This is a genomic window from Dietzia sp. IBK-p2-16D (assembly GCF_057773085.1).
The window spans coordinates 376,658-393,158 of the sequence record NZ_JBYMTL010000003.1 but is presented as its reverse complement, the minus strand read 5'-3'; the positions used below and the strand labels follow the sequence as shown (position 1 = coordinate 393,158).

12 protein-coding genes are annotated in these 16,501 nt (G+C 73.2%); 5 read left to right on the top strand and 7 right to left on the bottom strand.

Annotated elements, in window-relative coordinates; all coding sequences use genetic code 11:
• Positions 1-11: 11 nt before the first annotated feature.
• Positions 12-623 carry a hypothetical protein gene (locus AC3DE3_RS09790; RefSeq protein WP_488369816.1) on the bottom strand — a complete coding sequence of 204 codons (612 nt, stop codon included), beginning with the start codon at positions 621-623 and terminating at the stop codon, positions 12-14.
• Between the two features lie 165 nt (positions 624-788).
• Between AC3DE3_RS09790 and AC3DE3_RS09785 the strand changes: the two genes are divergently transcribed.
• The 4 genes from AC3DE3_RS09785 to AC3DE3_RS09770 all read left to right on the top strand — a co-directional run bounded on the left by AC3DE3_RS09785 (position 789) and on the right by AC3DE3_RS09770 (position 7,191).
• Positions 789-2,240, top strand: coding sequence for a nitrate/nitrite transporter (locus AC3DE3_RS09785; RefSeq protein ID WP_488369815.1), 1,452 nt, complete (start codon positions 789-791; stop codon positions 2,238-2,240).
• Positions 2,241-2,276: 36 nt separating this feature from the next.
• Positions 2,277-4,448 (top strand): molybdopterin oxidoreductase family protein, encoded by a 2,172-nt coding sequence (locus AC3DE3_RS09780; protein WP_488369814.1) that lies wholly within the window; start codon positions 2,277-2,279, stop codon positions 4,446-4,448.
• Positions 4,445-5,935 (top strand): FAD-dependent oxidoreductase, encoded by a 1,491-nt coding sequence (locus tag AC3DE3_RS09775; RefSeq protein WP_488369813.1) that lies wholly within the window; start codon positions 4,445-4,447, stop codon positions 5,933-5,935. Before AC3DE3_RS09780 ends, AC3DE3_RS09775 begins: the two co-directional genes overlap by 4 nt.
• A gap of 131 nt (positions 5,936-6,066) precedes the next feature.
• Positions 6,067-7,191 carry a uroporphyrinogen-III synthase gene (locus tag AC3DE3_RS09770; protein ID WP_488369832.1) on the top strand — a complete coding sequence of 375 codons (1,125 nt, stop codon included), beginning with the start codon at positions 6,067-6,069 and terminating at the stop codon, positions 7,189-7,191.
• Between the two features lie 272 nt (positions 7,192-7,463).
• Here the strand turns inward: AC3DE3_RS09770 and nirD are convergent, their stop codons facing one another.
• The 5 genes from nirD to AC3DE3_RS09745 form a co-directional block, all read right to left on the bottom strand.
• Positions 7,464-7,859 (bottom strand): nitrite reductase small subunit NirD, encoded by a 396-nt coding sequence (nirD, locus tag AC3DE3_RS09765; protein ID WP_260487066.1) that lies wholly within the window; start codon positions 7,857-7,859, stop codon positions 7,464-7,466.
• A 115-nt stretch (positions 7,860-7,974) separates the two neighbouring features.
• Complete coding sequence (nirB, locus tag AC3DE3_RS09760) at positions 7,975-10,524, bottom strand: nitrite reductase large subunit NirB (protein ID WP_488369812.1); 2,550 nt, start codon at positions 10,522-10,524, stop codon at positions 7,975-7,977.
• Between the two features lie 137 nt (positions 10,525-10,661).
• A complete protein-coding gene (locus AC3DE3_RS09755; protein WP_260487064.1) occupies positions 10,662-11,348 on the bottom strand; it encodes a DUF3239 domain-containing protein in 687 nt (228 codons plus the stop codon).
• A 34-nt stretch (positions 11,349-11,382) separates the two neighbouring features.
• The gene (locus AC3DE3_RS09750) at positions 11,383-13,050 is read right to left on the bottom strand and encodes a DNA repair helicase XPB (protein WP_488369811.1); all 1,668 of its coding nucleotides are present in this window, start codon (positions 13,048-13,050) and stop codon (positions 11,383-11,385) included.
• 66 nt (positions 13,051-13,116) lie between these two features.
• Positions 13,117-15,474, bottom strand: a complete 2,358-nt coding sequence (locus AC3DE3_RS09745; protein WP_488369810.1) for a helicase-associated domain-containing protein — start codon at positions 15,472-15,474, stop codon at positions 13,117-13,119.
• A 102-nt stretch (positions 15,475-15,576) separates the two neighbouring features.
• Between AC3DE3_RS09745 and AC3DE3_RS09740 the strand changes: the two genes are divergently transcribed.
• Entirely contained in the window at positions 15,577-15,777 is a 201-nt protein-coding gene (locus AC3DE3_RS09740; RefSeq protein WP_260487061.1) for a hypothetical protein, read from the top strand.
• Positions 15,778-15,873: 96 nt separating this feature from the next.
• Here AC3DE3_RS09740 and AC3DE3_RS09735 read toward each other — a convergent pair whose 3' ends face one another.
• Positions 15,874-16,500 carry a transglycosylase family protein gene (locus AC3DE3_RS09735; RefSeq protein ID WP_260487060.1) on the bottom strand — a complete coding sequence of 209 codons (627 nt, stop codon included), beginning with the start codon at positions 16,498-16,500 and terminating at the stop codon, positions 15,874-15,876.
• Position 16,501 lies beyond the last annotated feature (1 nt).

The window sequence follows — 16,501 nt, the reverse complement described above, 5'->3', positions numbered from 1 at the left end:
TCCCAGGTTACTCAGTTGCCGGGCACGAACCCCGGGTACACCCACACGTCGAAGTCGCGGGAGTCGGCGCCGAACGGGGAGAGCGGCATCAGTGAGACCCATGTGGTGGTGGCCGAACCGGGGACGGTGCCGGCGGGGACTCCGATGCCGCCCGACGTGGTGGGCCATCCCCGTTCGTGGGCCAGGTTGTAGGCACCCCGGACGCTCCCGTCGGCCGCGGACCCGGTCGATCCGGTGATCACGTCCGAGAGCACCGTGATGCGGTGGAGCCGGTGCGGCGTCCCCGAGGAGTCGCGTTGCCAACAGGCCGATCCCTCGGACACGTAGTTCGAGCACCAGATCTCCGTGTCCGTGCCGTAGGGGGAGAGCACGCGCATGGGAGCTCCGTTCGGTGCCCAGAACTGGGGATCGGACGGCACGACGGCGTAGGGCCAGTACGAGAGCTCCGCCCATCCGAACGGGCCTTCGGTGGCGGGTGGGAACGGGCGGTCCGCCGGCCAGGCGGGATCATCGAGTGACTGGGCGAGGGCGGCGGGAGCGGTCGCGAGGGGGCCGAGCAGCGGCGTGGTCAGGAGGACCGCGGCGAGAGTGACGCGGCGGAGTCGTGTGCCGGTGCGTGACATGATCCCAGTCGACCACGCGAGCGGCACCCTCACAGGCCGATCCGCCAGACGTGAGTACACCGTGACGGGACCGTCACCACGGGTAGCGCAGGGGAAACAGCGGCTTCCTACGGTGGCGTGGCACAGGGCGCCGGCCGGGCGCCCACTACCGGGGAGGGGCGGTTCATGACGCGCTCGCACGTGATCGAGAACTGGGATCCGGAGGACACGGCCCAGTGGGAGGCCGGGGGCCGGCGCACCGCGATGCGCAATCTGTACTGGTCGGTGTTCGCCGAGCACGTGGGGTTCTCGGTGTGGACACTCTTCGCGGTGATGGTGCTGTTCATGCCACAGGACGTCTACGGCCTGGACGCGCCGGACAAGTTCCTCGTCTCCGCGGTGGTCACCCTCACCGGCGCGTTCCTGCGCATCCCGTACACGCTGGCCACCGCGACGTTCGGCGGCCGCAACTGGACCATGTTCTCCGCATTCGTCCTGCTCATCCCGGCGGGCGCGATGCTGTGGATCATGGCCAACCCCGGGCAGCCGCTGTGGCTGTACCTGGTGGTGGGAGCTCTCGCGGGCCTGGGCGGCGCCAACTTCGCCTCGTCCATGACCAACATCAACGCCTTCTTCCCGCAGCGCATGAAGGGCTGGGCACTGGGCCTCAACGCGGGCGGCGGCAACCTGGGCGTGGCGACCATCCAGGTGGTGGGGCTGGTGGTGATCGCCGCGGCGGGGAACCGCTCGCCGCACTGGGTGATCGCGGTGTACCTGGTCCTGCTGGTGGTCGCGGGGATCGGCGCGGCGCTGAAGATGGACAACCTCACCCACCAGACGGTCGACGTGCAAAGCATGAAGGACGTGGTCCGCGACAAGGACGGCTGGGTGCTGTCACTGCTCTACATCGGTACCTTCGGCTCGTTCATCGGGTTCAGCTTCGCCTTTGGCCAGATGCTCACCATGACCTTCACCGGTAACGGGCAGTCCCCGGCGGACGCCGCACTCCACGCCGCGCAGATCACCTTCCTCGGCCCGCTGCTGGGCTCGCTGACGCGCATGCTCGGGGGCCGACTGTCCGACCGGTTCGGTGGCGCCCGGGTCACGCTTCTGACGTTCCTCGGCATGGCCGCCACGACGGTCGCGCTGATCGTCACCTCGAGCATGCAGGCGGCCGACGGCGGCAGGCTCTCCGGCGGTGCGCTGGTGTTGTTCTTCGCGGCCTTCCTCACCCTGTTCGCGCTCACCGGGATGGGCAACGCCTCGGTCTACAAGATGATCCCCACCGTCTACGAGGCGCGCAGCCGCGGCCTGGACCTGCCGGAGGTCGCCCGGGCGGCGTGGTCGCGGGCGCATTCGGGCGCCCTCATCGGGGTCGCCGGCGCGGTCGGCGCGTTCGGTGGGTTCCTCATCAACATGACCCTGCGCAGCTCCTACCAGTCGTCGGGGTCCGCCACCTGGGCGTTCGTGGCGTTCACGGTCTTCTACGTCGTGGCGGCGCTCGTCACGCGGACGGTGTACCTGCGGCGTCCGACCGCCGCGCCGACGGTGGCCGGCGCTGCGACGACGGTGGCCGGTGCCGCGGCGTCCCGCCCCGCGACGGACCCGGCCGCACGTCCGGTGCCGGCCGCGGGCTGACCGACCGGGATGAGGGACGACGACGAGGAGAGCACCATGACGACCGTCCGCAGCAGCCCGGCGGTGCCGAACCTGACGAGGGTGCCCGAGCCCGCCGGGAAGGGCCCCCACGAGGACCGGCCCACCCACACGCACTGCCCGTACTGCGCTCTGCAGTGCGCGATGACGGTGACGCCGGGGCCGGACCCGGCCGCGGCGGCCGAGGTGGCACCCGCGTGGTTCCCCACGAACCGCGGCGGGCTGTGCCGCAAGGGTTGGACATCGGGCGACCTGCTCACCCACCCGGATCGGCTCACCACCCCGCTAGTCCGCCACGACGGACGCCTGGTGCCGTGCGACTGGGACACCGCCCTGGACAGGGTGGCCGACGGGATCCGCCGGGCGCAGGCCGTGGGCGGGCCCGACGGGGTGGCCGTGTTCGGCGGCGGCGGGCTGACCAACGAGAAGGCCTACCAGCTGGGGAAGTTCACCCGGCTCGCGCTGGGCAGCCGGCTCATCGACTACAACGGCCGCTGGTGCATGTCGAGTGCCGCGGCGGCCGCGAACCGCAGCTTCGGCCTCGACCGTGGACTGCCGTTCCCCGTCACCGACCTCGCCGCCGCCCGGGCGGTGCTGCTCATCGGTGCCAACCCCGCCGACACCATGCCCCCGTTCCTCCAACACCTCGACACGGCGGCACGCGCGGGCGGGCTCGTCGTGGCCGATCCCCGGCTCAGCGCGACCGCGCGGCGCGCCCTCGACGGGGGCGGTGTGCACCTGCGACTGCGCCCCGGCACGGACGCGGCGCTCGCGCTGGGACTGCTCCACCTCGTCGTCGTCACCGGCGCGGTCGACACGCAGTACCTCGCCGAGCGCACCAGCGGATTCGACGACGCGTGGGCGCACGCCGCCGCCTGGCTCCCCGACCGCACCGAGCGCGTCACCGGCGTCTCGGTCGCCCACCTCGAGCGGGCGGTCGCCCTTCTCTCCGGCGCGCGCGACGCGGGGGCGGGCTCGTACATCCTCACCGCCCGGGGCGCCGAGCAGCACGCCGACGGCACCGCTGTGGTGGGCGCCGCCATCGCGGTCGCACTGGCGCTGGGACTGCCCGGGCGGCGGGGGAGTGGCTACGGCACCCTCACCGGGCAGGGCAACGGGCAGGGCGGCCGCGAGCACGGACAGAAGGCCGACCAGCTGCCCGGGTACCGGATGATCACCGATCCCGCCGCCCGCGCCCACGTCGCCGGGGTCTGGGGAGTGGACCCGGAGCAGATCCCCGGACCGGGCCTGTCGGCGTTCGAGCTGCTCGACTCGCTCGGCGGACCGGGAGGGCCGACCGCCATGCTCATGCACGCCTCCAACCCGGTGGTCTCCGCGCCCGACGCCGGGCGCGTGACCGAGCGACTGCGCGCTCTCGACACCCTGGTCGTGGCCGACTTCGTCCTCTCGGAGACCGCCGCGTTGGCCGATGTCGTCCTGCCCGTACCGCAGTGGGCCGAGGAGGAGGGCACGCTCACCAACCTCGAGGGGCGCGTGCTGCGGCGCCGCCGGTCGATCACACCGCCCGCCGGCGTGCGCGACGAGCTGTGGATCTGGCACGAACTCGCCCGCCGCCTGGACCGCGGGCCCGAGCGGTTCCCGACCGACGCGCGCGCGGTGTTCGGCGAGCTCGCCCGCGCCTCCGCCGGCGGCAAGGCCGACTATTCGGCGATCGACTGGGATCGCCTCGACGCAGGCGAGGCCCTGCACTGGCCGTGCGGCGCCGATGCGCCGGACGGGACGCCACGGTTGTTCCTCGACCGCTTCGCCACGCCCGACGGCCGCGCCCGGTTCGTCGTGGACGAGCCGCGCGCACCCGCCGAACCACCCGACGCGCAGTACCCGCTGCTCGGGACCACCGGGCGGCTGCTCGCCCACTACCAGTCCGGCGCGCAGACCCGGCGGGTCACCGAACTCGCCGGGGCCGAACCGGTCATGTGGGTGCAGGTCCACCCCGTCGTCGCACGCGCGGCCGGCCTGGTCGACGGCGATCCTGCGCGCATCGTCTCGCGGAGAGGCTCGCTCGACGCCGTGGTCCGCTGCGACGAGGACATGCGCACCGACACCGTCTTCCTGCCGTTCCACTTCCCCGGCGACGGCCGGGCCAACCTGCTCACCCTGCCCGAGCTCGACCCGCACAGCCGGATGCCCGAGTTCAAGGTGTGCGCGGTCCGGCTGGAGGCGGCATGAGCGCGCGCCGCGTCGTGGTGGTGGGCGCCGGGATGGCCGCCGCCCGGCTCGTCGAGGAACTGCGCGTCGGCGAACCGGACCCGCAGCGGCTGTCGGTGACCGTGCTGGGCGCGGAAGCGGAGGAGCCGTACAACCGGGTCATGCTGTCCCACGCCGTCGCGGCCCGGCCGGGGCCCGCCGCCGTCGCTGCCCGCGCGACGGTGGCACCCTCGCCGGTGGCCCGGCTCAAGCCCACGGGATGGTGGGAGCGCAACCACGTCACCGTCCGGACCTGTGCGACCGTCGCGGCGATCGACCGCGCCACGCGCGAGGTGGAACTCACCGACGGTGAACGCGTGGGCTACGACCACCTGGTCCTGGCCACCGGCGCCGCACCCCGCATCCCGCCCGTCGACGGCATCCGCGGCCCCGGGGGCGGCCTGGCGCCCGGCGCGTTCACCCTCCGGGACGCGGCGGGGCAGCGAGAACTGACCGCTCATCTCGCCGCACACCCGGGCACCGTCGCGATCATCGGTGCGGGCTTCATCGGTCTGGAGATCGCCTGCGCACTCGCCGGGTCGGGGCACGACGTCGTCGTCGTCCACCCCCGCGACCGACCCATGAACGGGTGCCTCGACGTCGGCGCCGGGGCCGTCCTGGTCCGCGCCCTCGCAGCCCTGGGGGTGCGGGTCCTGACCGGTGTACGAGCCACCGGGTGGGACGGGGCCACCCTCACCCTCGACGACGGCGAGGTGCGCTGCCGGACCGTCGTGCTCACCGCCGGGTCCGCGCCCCGGACGGACCTCGCGCGTGACGCCGCGCTGGAGGTGGGCAGCGGCGTGGTCGTCGACGACGAGCTGACCACCAGCGACCCCGCGATCTCCGCCCTCGGCGACTGTGCCGAGCACCGCGGGGTCGTCGGCGGGCTGGTCGCGCCCGCCTGGGACCAGGCCGTGGTGCTGGCAGCCCGGCTCAGCGGCGCGGACCCGCAGGCGAGGTACGTCGGCGGCGCGGAGGTGACCAGGCTCAAGGCCCACGGGCTCGACGTGGTCGCCCTGGGCTCGCTCGCGGCGGACGTCTACGGATCGCGATGCCCCGACACCGGAACACCCATCGAGGTCACGACCCTGAGCGAACCCGCCCGCGGCCGGTATGCGCGCGTCGACGTGGCGGGCGGGCGCGTGGTGGGCGCCGCGCTGATCGGGCACCCGGAGCCGGTCGGGATGCTCACGCAGCTGTTCGAGAACGCCCTGCCCGTGCCGGACGACGTGGTGTCGGTGGTGCTGGGCCGGGCCGAGGCAGTGGCGGCTCAGACGCCGTCGACCATGCCGGCCGCGGCGGTCGTGTGCAGGTGCAACGGCGTGAGCAAGGGCGACCTTGTCGCGGCCTGGGCCGACGGTGCGCGCGACAGCGGTGCGCTGGCCGAGCGGACCCGCGCCGGGACCGGATGTGGCGGGTGCTCGGCGGCGGTCGACGGGATATGCGGATGGCTTCAGGAGGCGGGATAACGGGGGACGAGCGGTCACGGGACGCGGCGGCGGGGACGGACGTGGGAGCGGGAGCGGGGGCGGACGAGGCGGTGGAGGGAAACCTGCCGGACACACGCCTCGTTCATGATGGGGGAGTGACCGATTCCGACGTGACCACCTCCGAACCCGATCTCCCGCTGCTCGGACGCACTGTCGCCGTCACCGCCGCCCGACGGGCCTCCGAGCAGCGCACCCTTCTCGAGCGGCGCGGGGCCACCGTCCTGCACGCGCCGGCGATGCACATGATCCCCATCGCCGAGGACACGGTGGTGCGCGAGGCCACCGGGCGCCTGCTCGCGGCGCCCGCCGACCTCATGGTGCTCACCACCGCGGCCGGCGTGCGCTGGTGGATGCAGGTGTGCGAGGAATGGGGCCTGGCCGACGACCTGCTGGCACTGATGGGTGGGATCCCGCTGTACTCCCGCGGACCCAAGACCACCGGTGCGATCCGCGCGGCGGGACTGCGGGAGCACGCCTCGGCCAAGAGCGAGGCCAGCCCGGAGCTGCTGGAGATGCTGCTCGAGCGCGGCGTGGAGGGGCTGACGATCGGCGTCCAGATCCAGGGCGCGGGCTCCGGCTGGAACCCGATGGCGGTGCTGCTCGACGGGTTGCGTGAGGCGGGTGCTGACGTGATCGAGGTGCCCGTCTACCGCTGGGAGCTACCCGACGATCTCGCGGCGCTGGACGATCTGGTGCGGACCATCGCGGCCCGGGGCGTCGACGGGGTGACCTTCACCGCGGCGCCGGCGGTGGTGGCGGTGCTCAAGCGGGCCGAGGCCCTGGGCGTGTTCGACGACCTGCTCGACGCGCTCGGCGGGCCCGTCGCGGCGCTGTGCGTGGGGCCGGTGACCGCGGCGCCCCTGGCAGAACTCGACGTCCCGTTCACCAGCCCGGACCGGATGCGGCTGGGGTCGCTCATGCGGCACACCACCGACGAGCTCGCCGCCCGGACCGCGCCGATCGAGGTCGCCGGGCACGAGCTCACCGTGTGCGCGGCGGCGGCGTTGGTCGACGGACGACTCGTCGACCTCACCCCGGCCCAGCTCGCGCTGCTGCGGGTCCTGGCCCGGCGGCCCGGGGCCTGCGTCAGCCGGGACGACCTGCTCGCGGCACTGCCCGGCGAGGGAACCGACCTGCACGCCGTGGAGACCGCGATGGGCCGGCTGCGGCGCGCGCTCGGCGTTCCCGACCTCGTCACGACCGTCGTCAAGCGCGGTTACCGACTCAACATCTGAGGCGCCGGGCCGCGGCGCGGTGTGGTGGCCCAGGCGGTGTGGTGGCCCAGGCGGTGTGGTGGCCACGAGCCAGCGCATCACACGCCACATGCGCTGGCTCGCCGACTTACGCACTCGGAATGGACCACGTTCGCAGCGTAACCCCAGCAAGAGTGTGCATTCGACCATCGCAAGCCACCGGGGCAGCGCATCCACGAGCGGATGCGCTGCCCCGGTGTCGGGAACGGGCCGCTGGCTGGTCTGGGCCGGCCTCGCCGTGCGGGGCCCGGCGACTACGCCGCGATCACGCGGGCATGCCGGACGGCCGGCTGCGTGGCCACGAACACTGTGCCGTCGGCGGCGACCCTGGCGGGGAACACCGAGAGACCGTGCGAGGGGTCGTCGAGGCCGCGACCGTCGGCCAGGGCATAGGCCTGTTTGCCGATCGGCGAGATCACCGCGGGCTCTCCGGCGCGGTCCCCCACCAGGCCGCGGCTCATCACGGCTGCCCGGGCGACGGGATCGATGTTGCAGAGGGCGCGGACCTCGTCGTCGTCGATCTTGTACACCGCCACCTGGCGGCCGTCGGGCAGCAGGGCGGCGACCCCGCGCCCCGGGATGAGGCGGCCGACCGGGCAGACGGCGATCTCGGCGGGGCGGGTGGCGGTGAACAGCTGGGTGGTGGTCATGGCGGATCTCCTCCTGGTGGGCGGGACTGGCGGGCGGAAGTCGTGGGCGGTGCTGGTGAGCGGGAGTCGTGGGCGGGGTGGCCGGCAGAGCTGGCCGGTGTCCGGCGCGGGACCGTCAGACGCGGGCCGGCATGGACGGCGAGCCGAGGAGGACCGGCACCTTGCGGCCGCCCTTCTCCTCGAACTGCACGGTGGGGTCCGGGGCCTCCGGGGCGTTGACGAACGAGACGAAGCGGGCGAGCTTGTCCGGGTCGTCCAGGACCGCCGCCCACTCGTCGACATAGCCCTCGACGTGGGCCTCCATCCGGCCCTCGAGTTCGGTCGCGAGTCCCAGAGAGTCCTCACACACGACCTCACGCAGGTGGTCGATGCCGCCCGCCAGCGATTCGAGCCACGGTGCGATCCGCTGCAGGCGCTCGGCGGTGCGGACGTAGAACATCACCGTGCGGTCGATGTAGCGGATGAGTTGGTCGTCGGTGAGATCTCCGGCCAGCAGCTGGGCGTGCCGCGGGGTCGCGCCGCCGTTGCCGCCGATGTACAGGTTCCAGCCGGTCTCGGTTGCGATCACGCCGACGTCCTTGCCGCGGGCCTCCGCGCACTCGCGGGCACAGCCGGACACGCCCATCTTGATCTTGTGCGGCGCGCGCAGCCCGCGATAGCGGTTCTCGAGCAGGACCGCCATCCCCACGGAGTCCTGCTGGCCGTATCGGCACCACGAGGTGCCCACGCAGCTCTTCACCGTGCGCAGCGATTTGCCGTAGGCGTGACCGGACTCCATGCCCGCGTCGACCAGGCGTCGCCAGATCCGGGGCAACTCCTCGACCCGGGCGCCGAAGAGGTCGATCCGCTGGCCGCCGGTGACCTTGACGTAGAGGTCGTGGTCGCGGGCGATCTCCCCGATCACGATGAGCTGCTCGGCGGTCACCTCCCCGCCGGGCATGCGCGGGACGACCGAATAGGTGCCGTTCTTCTGGATGTTGGCCAGGAAGTGGTCGTTGGTGTCCTGCAGCGAGGCCTGCTCACCGTCGAGGACGTGGTCTGAGCTGGTCGAGGCGAGGATCGAGGCGACGGTCGGCTTGCAGATGTCGCAGCCGGAGCCGCGGCCGAACCGCCCGATCAGACCCGAGAATGTGCGGATCCCCGTGACCGTGACGATCTCGAACAGCTCCGAGCGGGACTGGTCGAAGTGCTCGCACAACGCGGTGGACTGCTCGACGCCCTCGGCCTCGAGCACCTGTCGCATGAGCGGCAGGCACGACCCGCACGAGGTGCCGGCGCGGGTGCACGCCTTAAGCGCCGGGACGTCGCACGCCCCGCCGCAGATCGCCTCGCGGAGCGTGCCCTTGGTGACGGCGTTGCAGGAGCAGATCTGGGCGTCGTCGGGCAACGACTCCACGCCGACACCGCCGTCCGCCGCGGCGCCCGGGGTGATGAGGGACAGGGGGTTCGACGACGGCAAGGTGCGCCCGAGCAACGGCTTGAGCAGCTGATACGGGCCCGCGTCGCCGACGAACACCCCGCCGAGCAGGGTCAGGGCGTCGTCGCTGAGGACGAGTTTGGAGTAGGTGCGGGTGACGGGGTCGTCCACCACCAGTTCGAGGCAGCCGGGCGTGCGCCCGTGGGCGTCGCCGAAGCTGGCCACGTCCACGCCCATGAGCTTGAGTTTGGTGGCGAGGTCGGCGCCGGCGAACTCGGCGTCGGCACCCGGCCCGTCGCCGAGCCGGGCGGCGACCACCTCGGCGGAGGCGTACCCGGGCCCGACCAGGCCGTAGCAGGTGCCCTCGATGGCCGCGCACTCGCCGATCGCGAACACGTGCGGGTCGGAGGTGCGGCAGGCCCGGTCGGTCAGCACGCCGCCCCGCTCGGCCAGGGCCAACCCGGCCCCGCGGGCGAGCTCGTCACGGGGTCTGACCCCGACGGAGAACACCACGACCGCTGCGTCGACGGCGGTCGTCTCGCCGTCGTCGCCGGTCAGGGTGACCCGCACCCCGCCGGCACCGTCCGCTCCGTCACCGGGCTCGATCACCGTGTCGGTCACGTCCAGGTGCACGTCGATACCGCGGTCACGGATGAGGTCGCACAGCAGCGCGCCGCCGCGCCCGTCGACCTGGACGGGCATGAGCCGGTCGTTGCGCTCGACGACGTGCGGGGTCAGACCGATCAGGCTCAGCGCGTTGGCGGCCTCGATGCCGAGCAGTCCGCCGCCGACCACCACGCCGTGGGCCCCGGCCCCGGCGCGCTCGGCGGCCGCGCGGATCGCGTCGAGGTCGTCGAGCGTGCGGTAGACGTGGCAACCGGGCAGATCGTGGCCCTGAACCGGCGGGACGAACGCGCGCGAACCGGTGGCCAGGACCAGCGTGTCGTACGAGATGCGCTCACCGGAGTCGAGCTCCACCTGCTTCGCGGCCCGGTCGATCGCGGTGACGAGGTGACCGGAGCGGACCGTGACGCGCGGGTCGGCGGCGTGCCGGGCGTCCTCGAGGTGCAGGGCCGCCCGCTCCCACGCGCCGACGTAGGCCGACAGGCCCACCCGGTCGTAGGCGGGGTCGGGTTCCTCGCCGATCACCGTGACGGCCAGGTCGGCGTCGCGGTACCGCGAGCCGAGGGTGGAGACGAATCGGTGGGAGACCATCCCGTGTCCGACGACGACGATGTGCTCAGTCATTCCTGGACCTCCTTCTAGCCTGTGCGGATCAGGCTAGGAAGGCGGTGTTGCCGAACTGTGGCGTCGGATCACGGTCCCGTGACACTTAGTTCACAGGGGGCGGGTCGCCGGGTGAGGGCGCGGGGGGTGTGCTCGGCTCAGTCGAGGGGGAGCAGACTCGTGGGCACGGCCGAGACGTCCTTCACCCGGTCGAGGTTCTGGCGCAGCCGCTCCCACTCACCCGGGGGGATCTCCTTCTCGAGCCGCCGGAGGGCGGCCTGGTCGGAGGTCGCCCACGCGACGGGCATGGGGGAGATGAACTGGTACAGGTTGTCGCTTCCGCGGGCGCTGCGGTTGCCCACCACGGCGACGCAGGGCACGCGCTCGCCGACCCTGGCCTCGTGCCCGGCGATCGGTCCGCAGGTCCGGGCGACCAGGGCGGGCAGGGAGCCGGCCGACCGGTCGACGGCCCGGTCGACGAGCGCCAGCAGGGTGACGCCGCGCGGCCGGACCTCGGCGATGATGGCCGGGACCAGCTCCGAGGTGGCGTAAGTGCGCTGCATGGACCCCATCTTGCGGGGGATGTAGCCGATCATCGCCAGGCAACCGATCGCGAAGACCCCGGCCATCGCCGCGACGATCCAGGCCCAGGCCTCGAAGCCCGAGTAGACGAGCAGGCCCACGGCCGCGGCCAGCACGATCACCCCGAGGATGCCGGCGGACCACTGCAGGCGCCGCACCTCGGCGAGGCTCTCGTTGTTCTTACGGACCCAGGCGTCGTCGACGGGGATGTCGGCGAGGCGGTACTGCTCGTGCGGTGCGCGGGGTGTGCGATCGGCGGCCATGGGCCCAGTATCCCAGGGACCGCGCCTGCCGGGCTCAGCCGACCTCGGGGATCGACGGCCCCAGCAGGTCGTCGGCGTCGACGATCCGGTAGGCGTACCCCTGCTCCGCGAGGAACCGCTGCCGGTGCGCGGCGTACTCGGCGTCGAGGGTGTCGCGCGAGACGACGGAGTAGAAGTGCGCCTGACCACCGTCGTGCTTGGGCCGCAGGAGCCGGCCGAGCCGCTGGGCCTCCTCCTGACGCGAGCCGAACGTGCCCGACACCTGCACCGCGACGCTGGCCTCGGGCAGGTCGATCGAGAAGTTGGCGACCTTGGACACCACGAGCGTGGAGATCTCCCCGGCACGGAACGAGTTGAACAGCTTCTCCCGCTCCTTGTTGGAGGTGGAGCCCTGGATCACGGGTGCGTCGAGCTCGTCGCCGAGTTCCTCGAGCTGGTCGAGGTAGGCGCCGATCACCAGGGTCGGGGCGCCGGCGTGCGCGGCGAGGATCTTCTTGACCACCGGGATCTTGGTCCGCGCGGTCGAGCACAGCTTGTACTTGTCCTCCGCCTCCGCGGTGGCGTAGAGCATCCGCTCGTTCTCCGTGAGCGTCACCCGCACCTCGACGCAGTCAGCCGGGGCGATCCAGCCCTGGGCCTCGATGTCCTTCCACGGGGCGTCGTACCGCTTTGGGCCGATGAGGGAGAACACGTCGCCCTCGCGGCCGTCCTCGCGCACGAGGGTGGCGGTGAGCCCGAGCCTGCGCCGGGACTGCAGGTCGGCCGTCATCCGGAAGACCGGGGCGGGGAGCAGGTGCACCTCGTCGTAGATCATCAGCCCCCAGTCGCGGGAATCGAACAGCTCCAGTGCCCGGTGGACTCCCTTGGTCTTGCGGGTGACCACCTGGTACGTGGCGATGGTGACCGGACGGATCTCCTTGCGCTCGCCCGAGTACTCGCCGATCTCGTCCTCGGTCAGCGTGGTGCGGGCCAACAGTTCCCGCTTCCACTGCCGCCCGGCGACGGTGTTGGTCACCAGGATGAGCGTGGTGGCCTTGGCCTTGGCCATCGCGGCCGCCCCGACCATGGTCTTGCCCGCGCCGCAGGGCAGCACGACGACGCCCGAGCCACCGGCCCAGAACGAATCGGCGGCCATCTGCTGATAGTCGCGCAGCTCCCAGGCCTCGGACTCGGTGGACAGGTCGATGTCGTGGGCCTCGCCGTCGACGTACCCGGCCAGGTCGTCGGCCGGCCAGCCCACCTTGAGCAGCTCCTGCTTGAGGCGGCCACGTTCGGACGGGTGCACCACGACCGTGTCCGTGTCGATGTCGGCACCGAGCATGGGTGCGATCTTCTTGTGGCGTTTGACCTCGGCGAGCACCGCCGGGTCCAGGGAGACCAGGGTCAGTCCGTGGACCGGGCTCTTGACCAACTGGAGCCGGCCGTAGCGGGCCATGGTCTCGGCGATGTCCACCAGCAGCGGCTGCGGGACGGGGAAGCGGGAGAAGTTGACCAGCACGTCGACCACCTGCTCGGCGTCGTGCCCGGCGGCCCGGGCGTTCCACAGCGCCAGCGGCGTGATCCGGTAGGTGTGGACGTGCTCGGGGGCGCGCTCCAGCTCGGCGAACGGGGCCAGCGCCTGGCGTGCGTCGTTCGCCTGCTCGTGGTCGATCTCCAGCAGCACGGTCTTGTCCGACTGGACGATCAGCGGTCCACCACTCACTTCGGCCCTCCTCGGGGTCTCACCGGACCCGCGTGGGTCCGACCCTCCATTGTCCAGGAATCCGGGTCAGCGGGTCGGGTCGACGTCGGAGACGGATATCACGCGATGGAGCGGCAGGGTGACGGGCTCGGCGGAATCGGGTTCGATCCCCTCGATCCGGCCCCCGCCGACGGAGGCCGGGACGAGGAGTCGGGAGGTGGATCGGCCCTGGGCGTCGACCACCGAGACGGTGACGGCGGTGCCCGTGCTCGCGGCCTCGTGCAGACGGGCGATGGCGGCCTCGCCGGTGTAGGCGCCCCCGGAGGCCCCCCGTGCCGAACGCACCCGGTCGGCCGAGCGCATCGCGGCGACCGCCGCCCGCAGCTCGGAGGGGGTCGCCGCCCGCGTGGGGATGCGCGGCGCGCGGGTGAGGCGACTCTCCCGGACCCGCGCCGCCGGGCGGGACAGTGCGACGACGGCCCCGGTGGTGTCCTCGACCACGGGGGAGAACCCGTGCTCCCGGAGGGCCTCGACGAGGTCCAGCGGCCGGGCCTGGGAGATGAGGACGGTCGGCGCCACGGCCCGCAGTGCGCAGTTCTCGGCCACCGGGGAGCCGAGGACCTGGGCGACCAGCGACGGGTCGTCGCAGCGGACTAAGGACTGGGCGGTGCCCACCCGCAGGCGGCCGTGTCGCCGGGCGACGTCGTCGATGAGGTAGTCCAGCGACTGGGGGACGGGGGTGACGGAGGTGCGGGTGAGCAGGTCCCTGATCCCCGCCGCCGTGCGACCGGCGTCGAGGGCGCGGCGGAGTGAGGTCTCGGTGACCCGGAAGGTGGTGGCCGCGCCCGCCGACTCGACGTCGGCGAGGAGGGCGAACTCGGCCGCCAGCTCCGGCACGAGCGGCCCGGGGGCGAGGATCGTCAGGTCGGCCTGGACGATCACCTCCGAGACGGGGTCGGGCAGGGCGGCGGTGAGGACCGGTTCGAGGTCCTCGACGCCCGGGGCGGGGTCGTCGACGAGGGCACGTGCGGCGCTGGTGGCGGTGGTGGCGACGACGAGCCCCATCCGTCGCGCCTCCGCCACGGTCTCCTCCACCGGCCGGGACCCCGCGCGCGAGAACCACACCGGCGAGGACCAGCGCACCACCTCCGCCAGCAGTGTGTCGTGGGGGGCGGCTGCGGGGTCGAGCGCGGCCAGCGCCGTCAGGACCCGTCCCCGTTCGGTCGGTCCGGGCGGGCCGACGGGCTCTCCCAGGGCGGGCAGGGTGCCGCCGCCCTCGAGCTCGGCCCCGACGCGCCACGGCGTGCGCGGCATCGACCACCACGCCAGGACGAGCTCGGCCCACCGGCGTGCGGGTTCACGGGCCGACCAGACGTCGGAGGCGTCGGTGGGGGCCCACACCGAGTCGTAGTCCACGTCCCCGACCTCGGTGTCCCCGACCGCGATGAGGTCGGCGGCCGCGAGAACCTCGAGCAGCAGGGGCAGCTCGCCCTCGCCGAGGCCGGCGGCCCGGGCCACCCGCCGCAGTTCGCGCACCCCCACACCACCGGCCTTGAGCGTGGCGGCCGGGGCGGTCGACAGTGCCGCGAGCACCGAGTCGCAGCGGTGGAGCAGTTCGAGGGCCGCCACGCCTCCGGAGGCATCGATCCGGCCCGCGGCGTCCGCGCCGGACCCGCCCCCCGGAGCGGCCCACTTCGGTGCGTGGAGCAGCGACGACCCCTCGTCCCGCGCTCCGTGGCGGGCCCGGTCGAGTGCGTGGGCGCGGGGGACGACCACCTCGCCGTCGTCGCCACCGGTCACCTCTGCGAGTCCCACGCCGGCCAGCTCGGTCGCGGCGGCGCGGACCGGTTCCGACGCCCCGGCACCGAGCGCACCGACGGGGGTGCGACCGCGGGCGATCGCCTCGAGCACCCCGACGGCGGGGCCGGACAGGCCGGTCCAGGCCGCGTCGAGGTCAGCGCCGACCGGCTCGCCGGGGTGTGGCGCCACCACCGGGGCCGACCGGACGGCCGCCGCGGTGACGGGCACCATCCGGACGTGGCCCTCCCCGCCCCAGAGCAGGGTGAGCTCACGGAGACGGGCGACGGCGGAGTGGAAGACGGGCTCGTCGTCGTCAACACCCAACCGGCCCGACACCGCACCCAGCGGAACCGCCCCGGAATCGGCACCCACCGCGGCGGCGGTGGCCAGGACCACCAGTTCCGGCCACGTCAGCGTGCCCAGCGCGCGGGCGGTGGACGCCGGCAACCGCAACCTGGACGCGAGCACGTCGAGCGCGGCCGGGGGAGGGGTGGCCACGTCCGGGCGCGCCTCACACACGCGCACGAGCTCGTCATCGGACAGCCCGGCCAGCCAGGCGGGGAAGTCCGGTTCGACGCCGGCGGCACCGGGGGAGCCAGCACTGCGGGAGGTGGCACGGCGGGAGGTGGCACGGGAACTCGGCATGATCCGTCCCAGCCTAGTGAGGTCACGCGGACCGTGACGGCCGTGCGGGTCGTATCCGACCCAGTTGCTGACGGGAGGCGCCGGAGGTGAGACACTGACCACGTGGCTGCCAAGAAGAATCTGACCTATGACAACCCGGGATGGCCCGACGCCTCGTTCGGCGAGCACCCGGTGACCGAACTCGCCGCGCTGGTCGCGGGAGGCCTGTCCCCCTTCGGGCAGGAGACCTTCCCGCTGCCGCAGGAACGGCTGGGGTACCTCCACCCCGAGACGGTGGTCAACAGGACCGTCCGTTCCCGCTGAGCACGGCGCACGCACACACCAGAAAGGGCCGCCACTCCCCGTAGGGGGTGGCGGCCCTTTCCCGTGGTCCGGCGGACCGGGAGATCGGGTGCCGCGTCAGTTGGCCAGGTAGGTGGCGACGAAGCCGTCCACCAGAGCCTTGTTGCCGGCGTAGGCGGCGTCGACGGCGTCGCGGTTGGCCTCGTAGGTGTCGGCGATCGGCAGGACGACGCCCCGACCCTCGGCGAAGGCGGACAGCGTCGCGACGTGCTCGGCGGCGGTGACCTGCGCGGGGGCGGCGGGCGCGGCCGGTGCGGGCGCGGGCGCGGGAGCCGGGTTGGACAGGTTGCGCGGGGTCGGCGCGGAGTTCAGGCCCAGCTTGGCCGAGCAGGCGGGCCAGGCGCCCCAGCCCTGACCGGCCAGGGTCTTCTCGGCGATCGCGATCTGCTGCTCACGCGTGGCCTGGTTGGCCGTCGGGGCGTACTGGGTGCCACCGTAGGCGGCCCAGGTGCTCGGCGAGAACTGCAGGCCGCCCTGGTAACCGTTGCCGGTGTTGATGGCCCAGTTGCCGCCCGCCTCACACTGGGCCAGGCGGTCCCAGTCGGAGTCGGGGGCGGCGTTGGCGGCCGGCGCGAGGGCCAGGCCGGCGGCGGAGAATGCGGTTCCCGCGAGCACGACCTTCACGGCGTTCTTGGGCGCGGAGGAGGTGGTGGCAGCACGGTGGCGTCCGGTGTAAGAGGTCATG

Bases quoted from the DNA above. Each gene is read 5' to 3' on its own strand.
- AC3DE3_RS09790 (WP_488369816.1), bottom strand. From the start codon at position 623: ATGTCACGCACCGGCACACGACTCCGCCGCGTCACTCTCGCCGCGGTC.
- AC3DE3_RS09785 (WP_488369815.1), top strand. From the start codon at position 789: ATGACGCGCTCGCACGTGATCGAGAACTGGGATCCGGAGGACACGGCC.
- AC3DE3_RS09780 (WP_488369814.1), top strand. From the start codon at position 2,277: ATGACGACCGTCCGCAGCAGCCCGGCGGTGCCGAACCTGACGAGGGTG.
- AC3DE3_RS09775 (WP_488369813.1), top strand. From the start codon at position 4,445: ATGAGCGCGCGCCGCGTCGTGGTGGTGGGCGCCGGGATGGCCGCCGCC.
- nirD (WP_260487066.1), bottom strand. From the start codon at position 7,859: ATGACCACCACCCAGCTGTTCACCGCCACCCGCCCCGCCGAGATCGCC.
- nirB (WP_488369812.1), bottom strand. From the start codon at position 10,524: ATGACTGAGCACATCGTCGTCGTCGGACACGGGATGGTCTCCCACCGA.
- AC3DE3_RS09755 (WP_260487064.1), bottom strand. From the start codon at position 11,348: ATGGCCGCCGATCGCACACCCCGCGCACCGCACGAGCAGTACCGCCTC.
- AC3DE3_RS09745 (WP_488369810.1), bottom strand. From the start codon at position 15,474: ATGCCGAGTTCCCGTGCCACCTCCCGCCGTGCCACCTCCCGCAGTGCT.
- AC3DE3_RS09735 (WP_260487060.1), bottom strand. From the start codon at position 16,500: ATGACCTCTTACACCGGACGCCACCGTGCTGCCACCACCTCCTCCGCG.